Source organism: Streptomyces sp. DT190, assembly GCF_049846985.1.
Taxonomy (GTDB): Bacteria; Actinomycetota; Actinomycetes; order Streptomycetales; family Streptomycetaceae; genus Streptomyces.
Genome location: NZ_JBNCNM010000009.1, coordinates 126,589 through 144,308 on the forward strand (window position 1 = coordinate 126,589; position 17,720 = coordinate 144,308).

At 74.5% G+C, this 17,720-nt stretch carries 15 protein-coding genes; 10 read left to right on the forward strand and 5 right to left on the reverse strand.

Annotated features, from left to right (window positions below; all coding sequences use genetic code 11):
• Nucleotides 1-82: 82 nt before the first annotated feature.
• The 10 genes from ACPXCS_RS18095 to ACPXCS_RS18140 are packed head-to-tail and all read left to right on the forward strand — an operon-like array spanning nucleotide 83 to nucleotide 13,423.
• Nucleotides 83-1,669: an amino acid adenylation domain-containing protein gene (locus ACPXCS_RS18095; RefSeq protein WP_425945086.1), complete on the forward strand. Its 1,587-nt coding sequence runs from the start codon at nucleotides 83-85 to the stop codon at nucleotides 1,667-1,669.
• The gene (locus tag ACPXCS_RS18100) at nucleotides 1,666-3,075 is read left to right on the forward strand and encodes a citrate/2-methylcitrate synthase (protein WP_425945087.1); all 1,410 of its coding nucleotides are present in this window, start codon (nucleotides 1,666-1,668) and stop codon (nucleotides 3,073-3,075) included. Before ACPXCS_RS18095 ends, ACPXCS_RS18100 begins: the two co-directional genes overlap by 4 nt.
• Nucleotides 3,072-5,630, forward strand: coding sequence for an aconitate hydratase AcnA (gene acnA / locus ACPXCS_RS18105; RefSeq protein ID WP_425945088.1), 2,559 nt, complete (start codon nucleotides 3,072-3,074; stop codon nucleotides 5,628-5,630). The genes ACPXCS_RS18100 and acnA overlap by 4 nt, the downstream gene beginning before the upstream one ends.
• Nucleotides 5,627-7,009, forward strand: coding sequence for a DUF6025 family protein (locus ACPXCS_RS18110; protein WP_425945089.1), 1,383 nt, complete (start codon nucleotides 5,627-5,629; stop codon nucleotides 7,007-7,009). Before acnA ends, ACPXCS_RS18110 begins: the two co-directional genes overlap by 4 nt.
• Entirely contained in the window at nucleotides 7,006-8,022 is a 1,017-nt protein-coding gene (locus ACPXCS_RS18115; protein ID WP_425945090.1) for a mandelate racemase/muconate lactonizing enzyme family protein, read from the forward strand. Before ACPXCS_RS18110 ends, ACPXCS_RS18115 begins: the two co-directional genes overlap by 4 nt.
• A gap of 1 nt (nucleotide 8,023) precedes the next feature.
• Nucleotides 8,024-8,983, forward strand: a complete 960-nt coding sequence (locus tag ACPXCS_RS18120) for a D-2-hydroxyacid dehydrogenase family protein (RefSeq protein WP_425945091.1) — start codon at nucleotides 8,024-8,026, stop codon at nucleotides 8,981-8,983.
• Between the two features lie 54 nt (nucleotides 8,984-9,037).
• Entirely contained in the window at nucleotides 9,038-10,393 is a 1,356-nt protein-coding gene (locus tag ACPXCS_RS18125; RefSeq protein ID WP_425945092.1) for an LLM class flavin-dependent oxidoreductase, read from the forward strand.
• On the forward strand, nucleotides 10,390-10,902 hold the full coding sequence (locus tag ACPXCS_RS18130; protein ID WP_425945093.1) for a flavin reductase family protein: 513 nt from the start codon (nucleotides 10,390-10,392) through the stop codon (nucleotides 10,900-10,902). The genes ACPXCS_RS18125 and ACPXCS_RS18130 overlap by 4 nt, the downstream gene beginning before the upstream one ends.
• Nucleotides 10,903-10,905: 3 nt before the next feature.
• On the forward strand, nucleotides 10,906-12,138 hold the full coding sequence (locus ACPXCS_RS18135) for an ATP-grasp domain-containing protein (RefSeq protein WP_425945094.1): 1,233 nt from the start codon (nucleotides 10,906-10,908) through the stop codon (nucleotides 12,136-12,138).
• A 28-nt stretch (nucleotides 12,139-12,166) separates the two neighbouring features.
• Nucleotides 12,167-13,423, forward strand: a complete 1,257-nt coding sequence (locus ACPXCS_RS18140) for an ATP-grasp domain-containing protein (RefSeq protein ID WP_425945095.1) — start codon at nucleotides 12,167-12,169, stop codon at nucleotides 13,421-13,423.
• Nucleotides 13,424-13,447: 24 nt separating this feature from the next.
• Here the strand turns inward: ACPXCS_RS18140 and uppS are convergent, their stop codons facing one another.
• The 5 genes from uppS to ACPXCS_RS18165 all read right to left on the reverse strand — a co-directional run bounded on the left by uppS (nucleotide 13,448) and on the right by ACPXCS_RS18165 (nucleotide 17,656).
• Nucleotides 13,448-15,199, reverse strand: coding sequence for a polyprenyl diphosphate synthase (uppS, locus tag ACPXCS_RS18145; RefSeq protein WP_425945096.1), 1,752 nt, complete (start codon nucleotides 15,197-15,199; stop codon nucleotides 13,448-13,450).
• 125 nt (nucleotides 15,200-15,324) lie between these two features.
• Nucleotides 15,325-15,468: a hypothetical protein gene (locus ACPXCS_RS18150; protein WP_425945097.1), complete on the reverse strand. Its 144-nt coding sequence runs from the start codon at nucleotides 15,466-15,468 to the stop codon at nucleotides 15,325-15,327.
• An 11-nt stretch (nucleotides 15,469-15,479) separates the two neighbouring features.
• A complete protein-coding gene (locus ACPXCS_RS18155) occupies nucleotides 15,480-16,244 on the reverse strand; it encodes a cytochrome c oxidase assembly protein (RefSeq protein ID WP_425945098.1) in 765 nt (254 codons plus the stop codon).
• Nucleotides 16,241-16,738, reverse strand: a complete 498-nt coding sequence (locus ACPXCS_RS18160) for a DUF2243 domain-containing protein (RefSeq protein WP_425945099.1) — start codon at nucleotides 16,736-16,738, stop codon at nucleotides 16,241-16,243. Before ACPXCS_RS18160 ends, ACPXCS_RS18155 begins: the two co-directional genes overlap by 4 nt.
• Nucleotides 16,739-16,942: 204 nt before the next feature.
• Complete coding sequence (locus tag ACPXCS_RS18165; protein WP_425945100.1) at nucleotides 16,943-17,656, reverse strand: ANTAR domain-containing protein; 714 nt, start codon at nucleotides 17,654-17,656, stop codon at nucleotides 16,943-16,945.
• Between the last annotated feature and the right edge of the window lie 64 nt (nucleotides 17,657-17,720).

Here is a 17,720-nt window from a genome sequence, read left to right on the forward strand (position 1 = left end):
GGATTCAGCGCGCACAAACGAGCCACGGGGAAGCGGCGTGGCTAGCGTCGGTCGGGTCCAGTCACCGATGAGTTGGATCGACATGACCACAGCACTGCATGCGCGCCTGGGTGCCGGCCTCCTCCACCACGCGCGCATCCTGCCCGAAGGCATCGCTCTGACCATCGGCAGCCGCGACTACAGCTACGAGGAGGCGGCGACCACCGCCCGACGGTGGGCCGCCCGGCTGGTCGAGGCGGCCGGCGGCCGGCCCGGCCGCGTGGGCGTCTTCGCCCAGCGCAGCGAGGCCTCCTACCTGGGCGTCGCCGCCGCGCTGTGCGCCGGCGCCGCCTTCGTGCCGCTGAACCCCAGGTTCCCGGCCGAGCGCACCCGGGCCATGCTGGAGCGGGCCGACGTCGACGCGCTGATCGTCGACTCCACCGCGCTGCCCGCCCTGCCCGGGCTGCTGCGCGGCCTGCCCCGCAGCCCCGTCGTCCTGCTGCCCGACGTCGTGCGCAGCCAGGCCGGCGACCTCGGGGACGTACGGGTCCTGGACGCCATGGACCTGGCCGTGGCCGCGCCGCTGGAGACACCGCCGGAGGTGGCGCCCGACGACATCGCCTATCTGCTGTTCACCTCGGGCAGCACCGGTGCCCCGAAGGGCGTGCCGGTCACCCACGCCAACGTCCGCGCGTTCCTCGCCGCCAACCAGGAGCGCTACCGGCTCACGCCCGACGACCGGCTCACGCAGACCTTCGACCAGACCTTCGACCTGTCGGTCTTCGACCTGTTCATGGCCTGGGAGCACGGCGCGCGCGTCTGCGCGATGGAACCCATCGAGATCCTGGCGCCCTTCAGGTACCTGGAGCGCAACGGCATCACGGTGTGGTTCTCCGTGCCGTCGGTCGCCGCCATGCTGCGCAAACGCGGGGCGCTGCGGCCCGGCACCATGCCCACGCTGCGCTGGAGCCTGTTCTGCGGTGAGGCGCTGCCCCGCGCCACCGCCGAGGCCTGGCAGGCGGCGGCCCCGGGCTCGGCCGTGGAGAACCTCTACGGCCCCACCGAACTCACCATCGCCTGCACCGCGCACCGCTGGGACCCGGCCACCAGCCCCGCGGCCTGCGTGCACGACAACGTCCCGATCGGCCGCCCCTACCCGGGCCTGCACACCCTGGTCGTGGACGAGGAGCTGACCCCGGTGCCGGACGGGGAGACGGGCGAACTGTGCGTGGCCGGACCGCAGACCACCCCCGGCTACTGGCAGGCCCCCTCGATCACCGCGCAGCGCTGGTTCGCCCACCGGGGCCGCACCTACTACCGCACCGGGGACCTGGTGCGGCTCCGCAACGGCGAGTACGTCTGCCTCGGCCGCAACGACCAGCAGGTCAAGGTCGGCGGCCACCGCGTCGAACTGGGCGAGATCGAGGCCGTGCTGCGCCGCGCCGGTGCCGTCGAGGCCGTCGCGGTGCTGTGGCCCGACACGGACACCGTCGGCGCCGTGGTCACGGGTGCCGTGGACCCCGCCGCGCTGACCGCGGCCTGCGACGCCGCGCTGCCCGCCTACATGGTGCCGCGCTCGGTCCACGTCGTCGGCGAGCTGCCGGTCAACGGCAACGGCAAGATCGACCGCCGGGCGGTGCTCCGACGACTCGACGAACGCCTGACCTCCATCGAAGAAGGGGAATCGTGAGCAGCGTCGACCAGCTCATAGCCCGCGCCCTCGGCATCACCGAGGACCGCGTCACGGACGGGCTCGCCTACCAGTCGATCAGGGAGTGGGACTCGCTCGGCCATGTCTCGCTGCTGGTCGCCGTCGAGCAGGAGTACGGCGTCGAGATCGACGACGAGCTGACGCTCGGACTCCGGTCCGTGGCGGCCGTCCGCGCCTTCGCCGCCACCCGCTCCCCCGGGGCGGTCCGCGAGGACGCGGGGGTCCCCGCGGCGGCCCCCGGGCGGCCCGAGGGCCCCACCGTGCACCGCGGCCTGGAGAACGTCGTGTTCGACCGGACCGCCGTCACCCACATCGACGGCGCCGAGGGCGTCCTCGAATACCGCGGCTACAGCATCCACGACCTGGCCGAGCAGTCCTCGTTCGAGGAGGTCGCCCATCTGCTGGTGCACGGTGAACTCCCGGACGCCGCCGCCCTGGAGAGCTTCGGCAAGCAACTGCGCGCCGCCCGCACCCTGCCCGCCCCCGTCCTCGGCCTGATCCGCTCCCTGGCGCACGCCCACCCGATGGAGGCCCTGCGCACCTGCGTCTCCGCGCTGGGCGCCTTCGGGCCGCAGCGGGCCCCGGGCACCGACGAGAGCTACGCCGAGGCCCTGGAGACCGGCATCTCGCTGATCGCCAGGATCCCGATGATCGTCGCCGCCCACCACGCCTTCCGCTCCGGCCGCGAACCGCTGCAGCCGCCGCAGGACGCCTCCCACGCCGAGGCGTTCCTCACCGTGCTGCTCGGCGAGCGGCCCTCACCGGCCGCGGTGCGCTTCATCGACAAGGGCTTCATCGTCCACGCCGACCACAGCTCCAACGCCTCGGCGTTCACCGCCCGCGTCGCCATCGGCTGCCGCGCCGGCATGACCTCCGCGATCACCGCCGCCGTCGCCGCCTTCGCGGGCTCGGTCCACGGGGGTGCCGCCGAGCGCGTCGTCGGCCTCATCGACCAGGTCGGCTCCGCGGCGAACGCGCGGGCGCACGTCGAGGCGCTGCAGAGCCGCGGTGAGCCCGTGATGGGCTTCGGGCACCGCGTCTACCGCACCGAGGACCCGCGGGTGCGCCATCTGCGGTCGACGGTCGTCGAGTTGAGCGAGGAACGGGGCGACACCACCGGACTCGACATCCTCGACGCCGTGGCCACCGCGATGGGCCCGTACGGCCGGCACGGCGTCGCCCCCAACGTCGACCTCTACGCGGGGCTCGCCTACCGGCTGCTCGGCCTGCCGGACGACCTGGCCGTGCCGCTGTTCGTCGTCGGCCGCACCCCCGGCTGGGTCGCCCAGGCACTGGAGCAGCAGTCCAACAACGTGCTGATCCGGCCGCTGCTGACCTACGTGGGGCCGCACGGGCGCACCTACCGGAAGGCCTGCGACCGATGACCCCCACCCCCTCGGCCGCACCGGCCGCCGGGTCGTCCGCCGAGCCCTCGCTGCCCGCGTTCGCCGCGGAGCGCGGGTTCGACCTCGGCGCCGTCCCGTTCACGGGCCGCGTCCTGATCGAATCCCTGCTGCGCGGTGGCGACCCGGCGCAGGCCGAGGTGCTCGGCAAGCGCCTGGCGCTCGGCGAGCAGCCCGGCCTGGAGATGCCGTTCCGGCCCGCCCGCATCCTCGTGCAGGACTACACGGGCATCCCGCTGCTGGTCGACCTGGCCGCACTGCGCGACCGGGTCGACGAGCCCGGCCGGGTCAATCCCGCGCTGCCCATCGACGTGGTCGTGGACCACTCCGTGCAGACCGACTGGGCCGGGCGTGCGGACGCGCGCGGCCTCAACGAGGCGCTGGAGATGTCCCGCAACCAGGAGCGCTACTCGTTCCTCAAGTGGGCCGAGGGCGCGTTCGACGGGCTGCGGGTCATCCCGCCCGGCCAGGGCATCGTCCACCAGGTCAACCTGGAGCGGCTCGCCACCGTCGTCACCACGGGCCCGGACGGCACCGCGTACCCCGACACCGTCCTCGGCACCGACAGCCACACCACGATGGTGGGCGGCCTCGGCGTGCTCGGCTGGGGCGTGGGGGGCCTGGAGGCGGAGGCGCAGATGCTGGGCCTCGCCCAGTCGCTCACGCTCCCCCCGATCGTCGGCGTCCGCCTCACCGGCGCGGTCAGCCCCGGCACCTCGCCCGTCGACGTGGTGCTCGCCCTGACCCGCCGGCTGCGCGCCGAGAACGTGCGCGCCATGATGCTGGAGTTCACCGGCCCCGGCGTCGCCGGGCTCACGGCGCCCGACCGGTGCACCATCGCCAACATGGCGCCCGAGTACGGCGCCATGACCGCGTTCTTCCCCGTCGACGACGAGACCCTGGACTACCTGCGGCGCACCGGCCGCACCGACGCCGACGTGGCCCGGGTGCGGGAGTACTGCCTGCGCCAGCGGCTGCTGCGCGGTGACGACACCCCCGTCTTCGGGCGGACCGTCGACTTCGACCTGGGCGAGGTCGGCCCGGGGCTCGCCGGCCCCAGCAGGCCCGACCAGCGGATCGGCCTCGGCGAACTGCCCGACTCCTTCGCGGAACTGCACGGGGGCGAGCCGCGCACCGGCGACACCGTCTCCGACGGGGACCTGGTCATCGCGGCCATCACGTCCTGCACCAGCACCTCCAACCCGAAGGCGATGCTGGCCGCCGGGCTGCTCGCCCGCCGGGCCGTGGAGCGCGGGCTGACCGTGCCCGCACACGTCAAGACGAGCCTCGCCCCGGGCTCCCGCGCGGTCACCCGCTATCTGGCCGAGTCCGGCCTGCTCGGCGACCTGGAGCAACTGGGCTTCCACGTCGTCGGATACGGCTGCATGACCTGCAACGGCGGCAGCGGCCCGCTCAACCCCGGCGTCGGCGAGGACGTCGACCGCCTGGGTCTGACCGTGGCCGCCGTGCTCAGCGGCAACCGCAACTTCGAGGCCCGCGTCCACGCCCAGGTCCGCGCGGGCTATCTCGCCTCCCCGGCCCTCGTGGTCGCGCTGGCCCTGGTCGGCACCGTCCGCGCCGACCTGGAGAACGAGCCGCTCGGCACGGACACCGAGGGCAACCCCGTACACCTGCGCGACCTGTGGCCGCACCAGGGCGAACTGCGGGAACTGGAGGAGCGGTTCATCAGGCCCGGGATGTTCACGCACGAGCAGGCGCCGGCCCCGGCCTGGGACGCGATCGGCGCCCCGGACGGCGAGGTCTTCGCCTGGGACCCGCAGTCCACGTACATCCGGCCCCCCGCCTACGCCGACCCGGCGCCCGGGCTGCGCTCCCTGTCCGGGGCCCGCGCCCTGGTCGCCCTCGGCCACGACATCAGCACCGACCACATCTCCCCGGTCGGCGCCATCCCCGCGGACTCGCCCGCGGGGCGCCACCTCCTCGAACGCGGCGTGCGCGACTTCAACTCCTACGGTGCGCGGCGCGGCAACCACGAGGTGATGGCCCGCGGCACCTTCAGCAACCCCCGGCTGCACAACCTCCTGCTGGGCGACGACGGCGACAGCGGCGGGCTGACCCTGCACCTGCCGAGCGGTGAACGGCTGCCCGTCTTCGACGCCGCCCGGCGCTACGCCGAGTCCGGCACCCCGCTGATCGTGCTGGCCGGCCGCAGCTACGGCATGGGCTCCTCCCGGGACTGGGCCGCCAAGGGACCCTGGCTGCTGGGCGTGCGGGCGGTCCTCGCGGAGAGCTACGAGCGCATCCACCGCACCAACCTGTGCGCCATGGGCATCCTGCCGCTGCTGCTGCCCGCCGGGCAGGGCTGGGCCGGCCTCGGCCTGACCGGTCACGAGGAGTTCGCCCTGGACCTGGACCGGGCCCGGCAGACGGGGGAGGTCCCGGTCACCGCCGGCGAGCGGGCGTTCACGGCACGCGCCGACGTGCAGTCGGAGGGCGAGTGGGACGTCCTGCTGGCCGGCGGCACGCTGCCGTACCTGCTGGGACGGCTGCGCGCTCAGGAGGCCGCGTCCGGATGAGCACCCACATCCTCGACCGGCTCGGACTGCGCCGGGCCGCCGAGTCCGACGCCCTCGGCGCGGGGGCGAAGACCTTCGTCCCGGTGCACCTGGGCACCACCGACGTGACCGTGGGCGCGCTGCTGGACGCCCTGCGCGCCGACCCCGCCCTGGTGCCGCCGCGCACCGGCCACCTGGGCAACTGGGAGGACATCGCGGCCGGCCGCTCCGGACCGATGGACTTCAACACCGCGATCTGCGGCGGCGGTCACGGCTACCCGCTCATCTACGGCTTCACCCGCACCGAGGCCGCCACCGAGGGCGGCGACGAGGCGTACCAGCCCGGTTCGCTCATCGAGCGGGGCAAGCGGCACGTCCTGCCCCTGCACACCTGGGACGGCACCCGCTTCGTGCGCCGGGACCGCGACCGACCCCTGTTCTGCCCCCTGGTGCAGGCCGAGGTGGACGGGCAGCTGATCCCGCTCGTCGAGCTGCACTGGCGGCGGATGCTCGCCCTGCCCGGCTACCGCTTCCGGCAGTGGGCCGCCGTCCTCACCGACCGGGCCCCGCTGGTCACCGACATGCTCACCCTGCTGCTGGAGCAGGCCGCCGCACAGGGCCGCAACCAGGCGTTCGCCGAACTGATCAGCCAGGCCGTACGGCTGGACGGCGAGGTCCGCCGCTGCGACCTGCGGCCGGACGGCGGCGGCTACGTCCTCGACGGCCACCGCTACCCGTCGGCCCGGGCGCTCGCCGAGGCGGTCATGCTCACGGTGCGGGCGCTGGTGGAACCGGCGGACTTCTTCGCCCGCATGCGCGATCTGCCCCCGGTCCTGCCGGTGATGTCGCTCCAGCTCACCAACGTGCTGTTCGCCCTGCTGGACGCGCACCACCCGGACGCCCCGGCCGGCCCGCCCGAGCGGCCCTTCGTCACCCACCTGCACTGGGGCGCCCGGGCCATGGCCGGCTGCCCGCCCCGGCGCGGCGGCTACCTCTCCCGGCGCTCCACCGTGCGCTCCCTGCGGGCCATCACCGACCCGCTGACCCGGCACTTCGAGGAGGCCGCCCCGGTGGCCTTCGTGCTGCTGCCCGCGCAGGCCTTCATGCTCTGCCCGCCGAGCACGGCACCGGCCGACGCGGAGGCGCTCACGGAACTGTTCGGCGCGGTACGGGCGGCGGGTGGGGGAGCCGTCGCCCACGACACCGCGCTGAGCTGGCTGGACTCCCACCGCGACCGGCTGTCGCCGTACCTGCGGGGCCGCTTCCGCAGCGGTGGCGGCGTGCCGGCCGACGGCACCCCGCGTGACGCCGCCGAACCCGTGGAACCGGCGGGTTTCCGGGACCTGACCTTCCGTGAGGCCTGTGCGACGGTCGCGGCGTTCGAGGAGGTGCTGGGGTGAGACTCGCCCACCGCGAGGTCGTCATCGCGCTCCGGGAGCCGTTCGTCAGCAACACCGGCGTCACCACCGAGGTGCGTCAGAGCGTCGTCGAGCTGACCTGGGAAGGACTGCGCGGGCACGGCACCGCGCGCGGTGCCGCACCGGACGAACTCGCCGCCTGCGCACCGCTGCTCACCGACGCCACCCCCCTCGGGCTGCGCGGTGTGCTGGACCGGCTCGGGCCGGTGAGCCCGGCCACCCGGTCCGCCGTCGACATGGCCCTGCACGACCTGCTCGGCAAGGCCACCGGCCAGCCCCTGCACCGGCTCCTCGGCCTCGGTGGGATGCCCCTGCAGCCCACGGCGCTCTCCCTCGGCGCCTGCCCCGACGACGAACTCGTCCGGCGGGCCCGCGCCCTGGCCGACTGGCCGGTGCTCAAGCTCAAGCTCACCCCCGAGGACGACGGCACACGCGCCGGGGTGCTCCGCTCGGTCTACGGCGGACGCATCCGCGTCGACGGCAACGGCTCCTGGAGCCGCGAGCAAGCCCTGCGCGTCGCCGAGGAACTGCACCGGCACGACGTCGAACTCCTGGAGCAGCCGGTGCCCCCCGGCGCCCTCGACGACCTGCGCCATGTGCACGAACGCTCCCCCGTGCCCGTCTTCGCCGACGAGGACTGCGGCGGGCCCGCGGACGTGCTGCGGCTGCGCGGCGCGGTCAGCGGCGTCAACATCAAGCTCGCCACGTGCGGTGGCCTGGCCGCCGCGCACGAGATGCTCGTCCTCGCCCGCGCCTGCGGTCTGCGGACCATGCTCGGCTGCAAGGTGGAGAGCGCCCTCGGCACCACCGCCATGGCACAGCTCGCCCCGCTCGCCGACCACCTCGACCTGGACGGGCCGGTCGCCCTGCTGGACGACCCGTTCACCGGTGTGCGCATCGACCGCGGTGTCCTCACCCTGCCCACGGCGCCCGGCATCGGCGCCACCCCTGCCCACGCCACCCCCTTCACTCACGCCGTCCACGGAGAGGACTGACATGCGGCTGCGCTGCGCCGTGCTCGACGACTTCCAGAACGTCGCCACCACCGTGGCCGACTGGAGCCCCGTCCAGGACCGGGTGGAGGTCGTCCCCTTCACCGAGCACTTCGCCTCCGAGGACGAACTGGCCTCCGCCCTCGCGGACTTCGACATCGCGGTGACCCTGCGGGAGCGCGTGCCCTTCCCCGCCTCCCTCCTGGACCGCCTGCCCCGCCTGAGATTGCTCGTGGCCTCCGGTATGCGCAACTCGGTCATCGACCACGCCGCCGCCGAACGCAACGGCGTCACCGTCTGCGGCACCCGCAGCTCCTCCACCCCGCCGGTCGAGCTGACCTGGGCGCTGCTGCTCGGCCTCGCCCGCGGCATCGTCACCGAGAACAACGCCCTGCGCGACGGCGGTCCCTGGCAGTCGACCGTCGGCGCGGACCTGCACGGCCGGCGTCTCGGACTGCTCGGCCTGGGCAAGATCGGCAGCCGGGTCGCCCAGGTCGGTCTGGCCTTCGGCATGGAGGTGACGGCCTGGAGCGAGAACCTCACCGAGGAGCGCGCCGAGGAGGCCGGCGTCCACCTCGCCTCCTCCAAGGAGGAGCTGCTGCGCCGGAGCGACTTCGTCTCCGTGCACCTCGTGCTCGGCGACCGCACCCGCGGTCTGCTCGGCGCCGCGGAACTGGCCCTGCTCAAACCCACGGCCTACCTGGTCAACACCTCCCGCGCCGCCATCGTCGACCAGGACGCCCTGCTCGCCGCCCTGCACGAGGGACGCATCGCCGGAGCCGGCCTGGACGTCTTCGACGTCGAGCCGCTGCCCGCCGGCCACCCCCTGCGCAGCGCGCCCCGGCTCCTGGCGACCCCCCACCTCGGCTACGTCACCCGGAGCAACTACCGCACGTACTACGGCCAGGCCGTCGAGGACATCGAGGCCTACCTGGCCGGCGACCCGGTGCGCCGCCTCGGCTGACGCTCGCGGGCCCCGCGTCCGAACCCGCCCGCCCCACAGCAAGGGAGAACACCGGTGACCAGCCACCAGCGCCGCATGATGAGACTCGGCGCCTTCCTGCCGGCGCCCGGCCACCACATAGCCGCCTGGCGCCACCCCGAGGCCCGCCCGGACGGCGGCCTCGACTTCGACTACTACCGCTCGCTCGTGCAGACCGCCGAGCGCGGCAAGTTCGACATGGTCTTCCTCTCCGACGGCGCCGGCGTGCGCACCAAGTACAAGGACGCCGACGAGCTCAGCCGGCAGGGCCGCATGGTCCACTTCGAGCCGCTCACCCTGCTGTCGGCGCTCGCCGTCCACACCACCCACATCGGCCTCACGGCCACCTCGTCGACCACGTACAACGAACCCTTCACCGTGGCACGGCAGTTCGCCTCGCTCGACCACCTGAGCGCGGGCCGCTCCGGCTGGAACGTCGTCACCTCGGCGACCGACGCCGAGGCGCGCAACTACAACCTGGACCAGCAGCCCGAGCACGCGGCCCGCTACCACCGCGCCCGCGAGTTCATGGAGGTCGTCACCGGCCTGTGGGACAGCTGGGAGGACGACGCCTTCCTCTACGACAAGGAGTCCGGGCGCTACTTCGACCCGGAGAAGCTGCACATCCTCGGCCACCGGGGCGAGCACTTCTCGGTGCGGGGCCCCCTCAACGTGGCCCGCCCGCCGCAGGGCCGGCCGGTCATCGTGCAGGCCGGCTCCTCACCGGACGGCCAGGACTTCGCCGCCCGCTGGGCCGAGGTCGTCTTCACCGTGCAGCAGACCCTCGACCAGGCGCGGGTCCACTACCGCGGCCTGAAGAAGCAGGCCGCCGACCACGGCCGCGACCCGGACCACGTCAAGATCCTGCCCGGCGCCTTCATCGTCGTCGGCCGGACCCTGGCCGAGGCGGAGGACCGGTACGCGACCCTGCAGTCGCTGGTCGACCCCGTCGTGGGCCTCGGCATGCTGTCGTACCAGCTCGGCATGGTCGACATCTCCGGGTACCCGCTGGACGGGCCGCTGCCGGAGCTGCCCGCCACGCAGGGCAGTACCGGCAAGCAGCAGATGATCTACGAGCAGGCCAGGCGGCAGGGCCTCACCATCCGCGAGCTGTACCTCTCGGTCGCCGCGGGCCGCGGCCACCGGTTCCTGCTGGGCACCCCCGAGACCGTCGCGGACCAGCTGGAGGAGTGGTTCGTCGGCGAGGCCGCCGACGGCTTCAACATCATGCCGGACTACCACCCCGGCGGCCTCGACGCGATCGTCGACCTGCTGGTGCCCGAGCTGCAGCGCCGCGGACTCCTGCGCACCGAGTACGAGGGCACCACGCTCCGCGAGAACCTGGGCCTGCCACGGCCGGGGTTCCGGACCCTCGCCGGGGCCGGACGGTGAGCGGCACCGACCCCGTCACCGTCGACGGGGCGGAGCTGCGCTCGGTGCTGCGCGCGCACGCCGCCGGGGTCGCCGTGCTGACCGCGGCCGACGCCGACGGGCCGCTGGGCGTGACCGTGACCTCCTTCACCTCGGTCAGTGCCGCACCGGCCCTGGTCTCCGTCACGCTCGCCGAGACCTCCGGCACCTGGAGCCGGATCAAGCACTGCGACCGGTTCGGCATCCAGCTGCTCGGCGGCCACCAGGCGGACCTGGCCCTGCGGTTCGCCCGGCCCGGCGACCGGTTCGCACCACCGCTGGCGTGGCGGCCCGCCCCGTGCGGGGTCCCGCTGCTCGACGACTGCCTGAGCTGGCTGATCTGCACGCGGTACCGGCAGCTCCGGCTGGGCGACCACCACCTGCTGGTGGGCGCCGTCGAACGCGTACGGCACGGGGCGCCCGAGGACAGCCTGGTGCATCTGCACGGAGACCTGCGGCCCGTGACCGCCCCCATCCGAGCGAGGACGTGAACCATGCCCAGAACCCTGCTGCTCTCCCGGCAGCCCCTGGCCACCCGCCCGCTGCACGAGTGGCTGGACGGCACGGCGGACGAGGTCGTCCTGCTGACCACGCCCCGGGCGGTGGCGGGCGCCGAGGACGTGCTCGCCGAGCACTTCCCGATGCACCGTCTGGTGGACGGCTACCACAGCTGGTCCGCCGAGCGGGCGGCCGAGGAGGCCGCCCGGACGTACGGGGTCGACCTCGTCGCCAGCACCAGCGAGAGCGACGTGCTCAGGGCGGCCAGGCTACGGGCCCGCCTGGGCCTGCCGGGCCAGGACGTCGCCTCGGCCACCGCGTACCGGGACAAGCTCGTCATGAAGCAGCTCGCCGGGGCGGCCGGCATCGGCGTGCCCGCCTTCGCCGCCGTGGACAGCCCCGCGGACCTGCTGGACTTCATCGAGGACCAGGGCTTCCCGGTCGTGGTGAAGCCGCGTCTGGGCGCGGGCGCCGAGGGCGTGTCGATCCTGCGCGAACCGGCGGACGTCACGGCGTTCCTGGACCGCGAGGGCACCTCGCAGGTGCCCTACCTGCCGGCCCAGTGGATGGTCGAGAGCTTCGTCACGGGGGAGTTCTTCCACGTCGACGGCATCATGTGCGACGGCCGGATCGTGCACGCCTGGCCCGGCCGGTACACCGGCGGCCTCGCCGAGCGCATCCACGACGAACTGCCCATCGGCAGCGTGCTGCTGGCACCCGACGACCCCCGCACGGCCGTGCTGCGGAGCATGGCGCAGGACGTCGCCGCCGCCCTGCCGCCCGCTCCGCATCCCCTCGCCTTCCACCTGGAGGCGTGGACAGGGCCGGACGGCGTGCCCGTGCTGTGCGAGATCGCCAGCCGCGCCGGCGGATCCCTGGTCGGAGAGCAGTACGCGCGTGCCTTCGGCGTCCACCTGGCGCGCGAAGGGCTCCGGGCGCAGTGCGGCCTGCCGCTGACCCTGACGACCCAGCCCGCGGCCCCCTCGGTCGCCGTCGGTTTCGTCCTCGTACCGCCCGGCCACGGCACCTTCGTGCCGCCGGGCGAGCCGTGCCCCGTGCCGGGGACGGAGATGACGCTGCTGCGCGCACCCGGGGCGCGGTGCGACGGCGTCGAGCACGTCGGGGACGGGGCGGCCGCCTTCGTCGTCGAGGCCGGGACCGCCGACGCGGTCCGCAAGCTGCTGGCCGAGGCCATGCGCTGGTGGCACGAGAACACGGCCTGGCAGTAGTCATCCACGAGAAGAGAGCGAGACGACCTTGTCCGAGCACGTCCTGATCGTCGGCCCCGGCCGCGACTTCCCCGCTCGCATCCGCGCCCTCAGGCCCGGCACCCCCACGACGGTGATCTGTCAGCTGGACTACATCGGCAAGGTCCGTGCCCCCGGCGAGAACGCCCGGGTCGTCGGCGTGCGCGGTGACGCCCCCGACCAGGAGTGGATCGACCTGGCCGCCGCCGTCCACGCACGCCACCCCTTCACCCGCATCGGCACCTTCGGCGAACGCGACCAGGACCACTACGCGGTCATCGCAGAGGCCCTCGGCCTGTCCGCCCACAGCCCGGCCACGGTCTCCCTCGTCCACGACAAGGAGGCCATGCGCAGCCGGCTGCGCGAGGCGGGCGTCGACACCACGGCCAGCACCCGCGCCGCCGACCTCGGCGAACTGCGCGCCTTCGTCGCCGAGCACGGCCTGCCCTGCGTGGTGAAGCCGGTCTCCAGCTCGGGCAGCGCCGGGGTCACGAAGGTGACGCACGACAGCGAACTCGCCGAGGCGTTCGACCGGGCCGGCGGCAGCTACCTCGGACTGCGGAACACGGGCGTCCTGGTGGAGGAGTTCCTCGACGGCCCGCAGTACAGCGTGGAGGCCTTCTCCGAACTGGGCGAGCACGAGATGGTGACCATCACCCGCAAGTACTCCGACCCGGACACCTTCGTGGAACTCGGCCACGTGTCACCCGCGCCGCTCGCCCCCGAGGTGCGCGAGCAGGTCCACACGTACGTGGCCGGCGTCCTCGACGCCCTGGGCATCGAGTTCGGCCCCACGCACACGGAGGTCGTGCTCGGCGCGCGGGGCCCGCGTCTGATCGAGACCCATGTCCGGATGGGCGGCGACCAGATCCCGGCGCTGACGCTCGACGTGACCGGCGTCGACGTGGACGACTGCACCGCCCGTCAGACCCTGGGCGAGAAGGTCCTGCCGGACATCCGCGCCACCCTCGCCGAGGACCGGCCGGCACGCTGCTCGGCGATCTGGTTCGCCGCCCTCGACGCCCGCGGTGTCGTCGACGGCGTCAGCGGCCTGGACGAGGCACGGGCCGTGCCCGGCGTCACCGAGGTGACCGTCGGGGCGCGCCCGGGCGCGCAGGTCGACGGGCTGCGGACGTCGGAGTCCCGGGTGGCCTGCGCGCGTGCCCTCGCGGACACCGCCGAGGAGGCGGTCACCGCCGCGCGGGAGGCCGTGGAGCGCCTGTCGTTCCGGCTGCAGGTGCCCGTCCGGCGGGGCGGGACGGTGTGACGGAGGGCGGGTCGGCGCAGGCGGCTACAGGGACAAGGGGCTCTGGTTCGTCGCGCCGAGGCGGCGCTGGCGGTGGGTGTAGGCCGTGACGGCCGCCCAGAGGTCGCGGCGGTCGGTGTCGGGCCACAGGCCGGGCGTGAAGTGCAGTTCCGCGTAGGCCGCGTGCCAGGGCAGGAAGTTGGAGGTGCGCTGCTCGTTGCCGGTGCGCCACAGCAGGTCCACGTCCGGCATGTCCGGGTGGGGCAGGTGGCGGGCGAAGTCCGCGTCGGTGATCCGGTCCGGATCGAGATGACCGGCCCGCACCCGGCGGGCCAGGGCGGCGGCGGTGCGGGTGATCTCGTCCCGGCCGCCGTAGTCGATGCACATCGTCAGCGTCAGGCCCGTGCGGTCGCGCGTGGTGCGCTCCCGCAGCTGGAGCAGGTCGGCCAGGTCGGCGGGCAGCCGGCCGGCACGGCCGTGCCAGCGCATGTGGACGTCGAGGTCCTGGAAGGGGTTCTCGGCCACCTCGTCGCGCAGCAGCCCGAGGATCGCGTCGACCTCCTCGGTGTCCCGGCTCCAGTTCTCGGTGGAGAAGGTGTAGAGCGTCAGATGCCGCAGGCCGATCTCCAGGGCGCCGTGGACCACTTCGCGTACGGCGTCGGCGCCGGCCCGGTGGCCCTCGTGCCGGGGCAGCCCGCGCTGCTGCGCCCAGCGGCCGTTGCCGTCCATGATCACCGCGACGTGGGTGGGCAGCTGGGCCGCCGGGACGGCGGGAGGCCGGTCACCGCTGGGGTGGGGCGGCGGGCGGCGGAAGGCCGGGGCGGTGGCCGGCCGGGCCGGGGCCGGGGGCTGCCGCGGCACGTCGAGCGGCTGGGGCGGCGGCAGCGTGAGCGGGGTCAGCGACCAGGCCAGGGCCGCACGGGTGCGGGCCGGGACGAGGATGCGGGCCCGGGTGCGCAGCGCCGGGCGGGGCCGGCCGCGCAGCACGGCCGGGCCCGCCGCGTCGACGGCGTCGAGCTGGGCGTGCAGCAGGGCGGCCATGGTGTGCAGGACGGTCGCGGGGCCGGGGTGCATGCCGCGGGTGAGGGTCTCCTGGCCGACCCACCGGCGGGCCAGGCCCGTCAGTTCGGCCACCAGGGCCGCCACGGCGGGGCTCCAGCGGCAGTGGGTCAGGTCGTCCGAGGCACCCGGGTGCCGGTCGAGGGCCTCCTGGGGCAGCAGCAGGTCGCCCTGGGCCAGGTCGGCGGACAGGTCGCTGAGGATGTCCGTGAGCCGGACGCCGTCGAGGAACTCCTCGTAGGCCTCGCGGGTGTCCAGGCGCAGGGCCACGGGGACGCCGGCGCCGTCGAGGATCGCGCGGACCTGGGCGAACCAGGGCAGCAGGTTCTCCCGGCCCCAGGCCCGCCACGCCGCCCAGTCGGGGAAGCGCCGGCCCTCGGTGTCGTCCCGCACCTGGATCATGGCCTCGTCCAGCTCCGACAGGTCCAGGCGCCAGCGGGCCGCGGTGTCCACCAGGGCGTGGCGGATCGGGTCCGGGCTGGTCCCGGTGGGCAGTTCACGGTGCAGGGCGGTGATCCACGCCTCCACGCGCGCGGCCCGTTCGGCGGCCGGGGCGGTGCGGTCGTCGCCGAGGTCGTCCAGGGCGTTGGCCGCCGCCCACAGGGCGTACAGCGCCGGGCGCAGGGGGGCGGGGACCAGCTGGATGAGGGCGTACTCCGCGGGGTCCTCGGTCCTCGTCCGGCGTCGGCACAGTCGGTAGGCCGCCCGCAGGGCCGGGTCGTCAGGCGCATCACTCACACCGAGGACATTACGTCCCGGCCCTACGGCGGTCCGAGCACCCCGGGCGGGGCCGCGCCGCGCGGTGTCCGTCGGCGGGGCGGCGGACCGCCCGCCCGGCGGGTGCTCGTCGTCCTGCCCGGGTGTCATCCGCCGGCCGTGTCGTCGTCCTCCGGTTCCGTGTCGTCGCGGTCGCCCTCCGCCTGGGACGGGGTCGGGGTGGGCGTCGGGGGCGTGGTCTGCTCGTCCTCGCGGTCGCCCTCGGCCTGGGACGGTGTCTGGTCGCTCATCGTGTCTCTCCTCACGCCGGTGCCGGTCGCCGGGTACCCCGCTGCGGCCGGAGTGACCGGCCCTGTGCGCGGTACCACTGGGACGCCAGCAGCAGGGCCAGGGCGATCTCCACCGCGTCACCGCCGTAGTACATGAGCTGCGAAGCGAGGTGCAGGTCGGCGGGGGCGTGGGCGGTGCCGGGCGGGCCCGTCGCCCACAGGCTCTTCGCCAGCACGGCGTGGGCCGCTGCGGCCGCCAGCAGGGTGCCGCCGCGCACCGCGGGACCCGGCCGGTGGCGGACCGGGTCCACGGCGAGCAGGGCGAAGGTGAAGAGCAGACCGGCGAGGAACAGGTGCAGCAGGAGCAGGGGGCTGTGGTGCCAGGACGGTGGCAGCGGGCCCCGGTAGAGGAGCCACAGGCCGCCGATGTCCACGGCCGCGGCCACCGGCGGGAAGACCAGGGCCGCGACCGGGCGGGAGCGGGTCAGACGGACCAGGGCGCGGCGGGCGGGCAGGGGCAGCGTGCGCAGGGCCAGGGTCACCGGCCGGGCCAGGACGAGCGGGAGCGGGGCCGCCATGCCGGCCGTGACATGGGCGGCGGTGTGCGCGGTGAACGGGGGCAGCCACGCCTCCCACGGCACCGCGAACGCGGCCACCAGCAGCGCCCCGCCCAGCCAGCACCCCGCGTCCCGGCTCACCGGCCAGCGGTCCCCGCGCCGCCGCAGCCGGGCGGCCGAGGCCGTGTACAGCAGGCAGCACACGAGGACGGCCACCGGCAGGACAGCGGGCGCCGTCACCCTGCGGCCCCGCGCACGACGCGCCGGGCCCGGCGCCACAGCAGCAGACCGGCCAGCAGGACCAGGGCGGCGACGACGTTCCAGGTCCAGTCGTACGGCCGCGGATCGACCTCGTAGCGGATCTGGTGCAGGCGCAGCAGCTTGTGCTGGACCGTGCCGTCGTAGAGCTGGAAGCCGCCCAGGCCCAGGCAGACGCCGGACCACCAGGCGGGGCGCAGCGGGCCGCCCCTGCGGCGCAGGTCGGCGTAGAGGAACAGGCCCGCCACCATGGCCAGCCACCCCCCGGCGTGGAACAGGCCGTCGGAGACCAGTCCCATGTCGGGGGTGGACCTGTCGTAGAAGTGGTGCCAGTGCAGCAGCTGGTGGAAGACGACCTCGTCGACGAACGCGGCGACGCCGACTCCCGACAGCGCCCCACCGGCCAGCGAACGGCGGTACGTCACCCGTCCTCGTCCGAGGGAACTGCCTCGGTGCCTGAGGGGTTCGCGACCCATGGGGTTCTCCTCGCCGGAGGGCGGAGCGGGCTGCTGCTGGGTACCCGAGCGCCTCTCGCGGGAAACCGGACGGGCGGCTGCCGGCACTCACGGAGCACGGAACCGGCCACGCCCGCCCGGAAGGCCTGAGCCTTGGCGTCGCCCCGGAGGCCTCAGCCCTGGCACCGCCGAACTGTCCTGGCACCGCCCGCCCGGAGGGAGGCCTCAGCTCCGGCCGTGCCTGGCGAGAGCCCGTTGCAGTGCCGTCCGTACCTCGGCGGCCAGTGCCGGGCCGTCCGCCCCGGCACTGGCCGTCACCGCCGCCGCCACGTCCCGCAGCTTCGTGTTCGACAGCTGGGACGTCTCCCGCAGGATGTGCCAGGCCTGGTCGGACGTGCAGCCGTGCGTGGCCATCAGGATGCCGCGGGCCTGGTCGATGACCGGCCGGGACGCGATGGCCTGGCGCAGCTGCTCCACCTCCTCCTGCAGCACGTGCAGGCGCTCCGCGCGCTCCAGGGCGACCACGGAGGCCGCCGGAGCCGCGTCGGTGGTGTCGGGGGCGGCCGACGGGTGGGGCGCCTGGAGGGCGTCCGGGGCGGTCAGCGGATCGGCGGTGTCGAGGCCCGCCAGCTCCAGGATGCGGCGCGGCTGGCCGTTCCAGTTCGTCACCGTCACGGTCGCCGACCGGCTGCGGCGGAATTCCCCCAGCACGTCCAGGAACTGCAGCCCGGCCGTGTCCATGAAGTGCACGTCGGCCATGTCCAGATCGACCCGGGTGATGCCGGCCGGCAGCTCGGCCAGCGTCCGGGCCAGGGTGTCCCCGCAGCCGTGGACGAGCTCGCCGCGTGGGGCGAGCTCGGCACGGTCCGCGTCGACGCGGCCACGGATGACCAGGGTGTTCAGCCCTCCTGTGAGATGTGGTGATGCCGCAGAGGTCATGTCACCGCCTTGTCGGTCCTCGTCGGTCGGGTCCGTCTCGCCGGACTGCACCACGCCACTCGCC

Coding starts and splice junctions, on each gene's coding strand:
- ACPXCS_RS18165 (WP_425945100.1), bottom strand. CDS start 17,656: ATGACCTCTGCGGCATCACCACATCTCACAGGAGGGCTGAACACCCTG.
- ACPXCS_RS18120 (WP_425945091.1), top strand. CDS start 8,024: ATGCGGCTGCGCTGCGCCGTGCTCGACGACTTCCAGAACGTCGCCACC.
- acnA (WP_425945088.1), top strand. CDS start 3,072: ATGACCCCCACCCCCTCGGCCGCACCGGCCGCCGGGTCGTCCGCCGAG.
- ACPXCS_RS18160 (WP_425945099.1), bottom strand. CDS start 16,738: ATGGGTCGCGAACCCCTCAGGCACCGAGGCAGTTCCCTCGGACGAGGA.
- ACPXCS_RS18095 (WP_425945086.1), top strand. CDS start 83: ATGACCACAGCACTGCATGCGCGCCTGGGTGCCGGCCTCCTCCACCAC.
- ACPXCS_RS18150 (WP_425945097.1), bottom strand. CDS start 15,468: ATGAGCGACCAGACACCGTCCCAGGCCGAGGGCGACCGCGAGGACGAG.
- ACPXCS_RS18110 (WP_425945089.1), top strand. CDS start 5,627: ATGAGCACCCACATCCTCGACCGGCTCGGACTGCGCCGGGCCGCCGAG.
- ACPXCS_RS18135 (WP_425945094.1), top strand. CDS start 10,906: ATGCCCAGAACCCTGCTGCTCTCCCGGCAGCCCCTGGCCACCCGCCCG.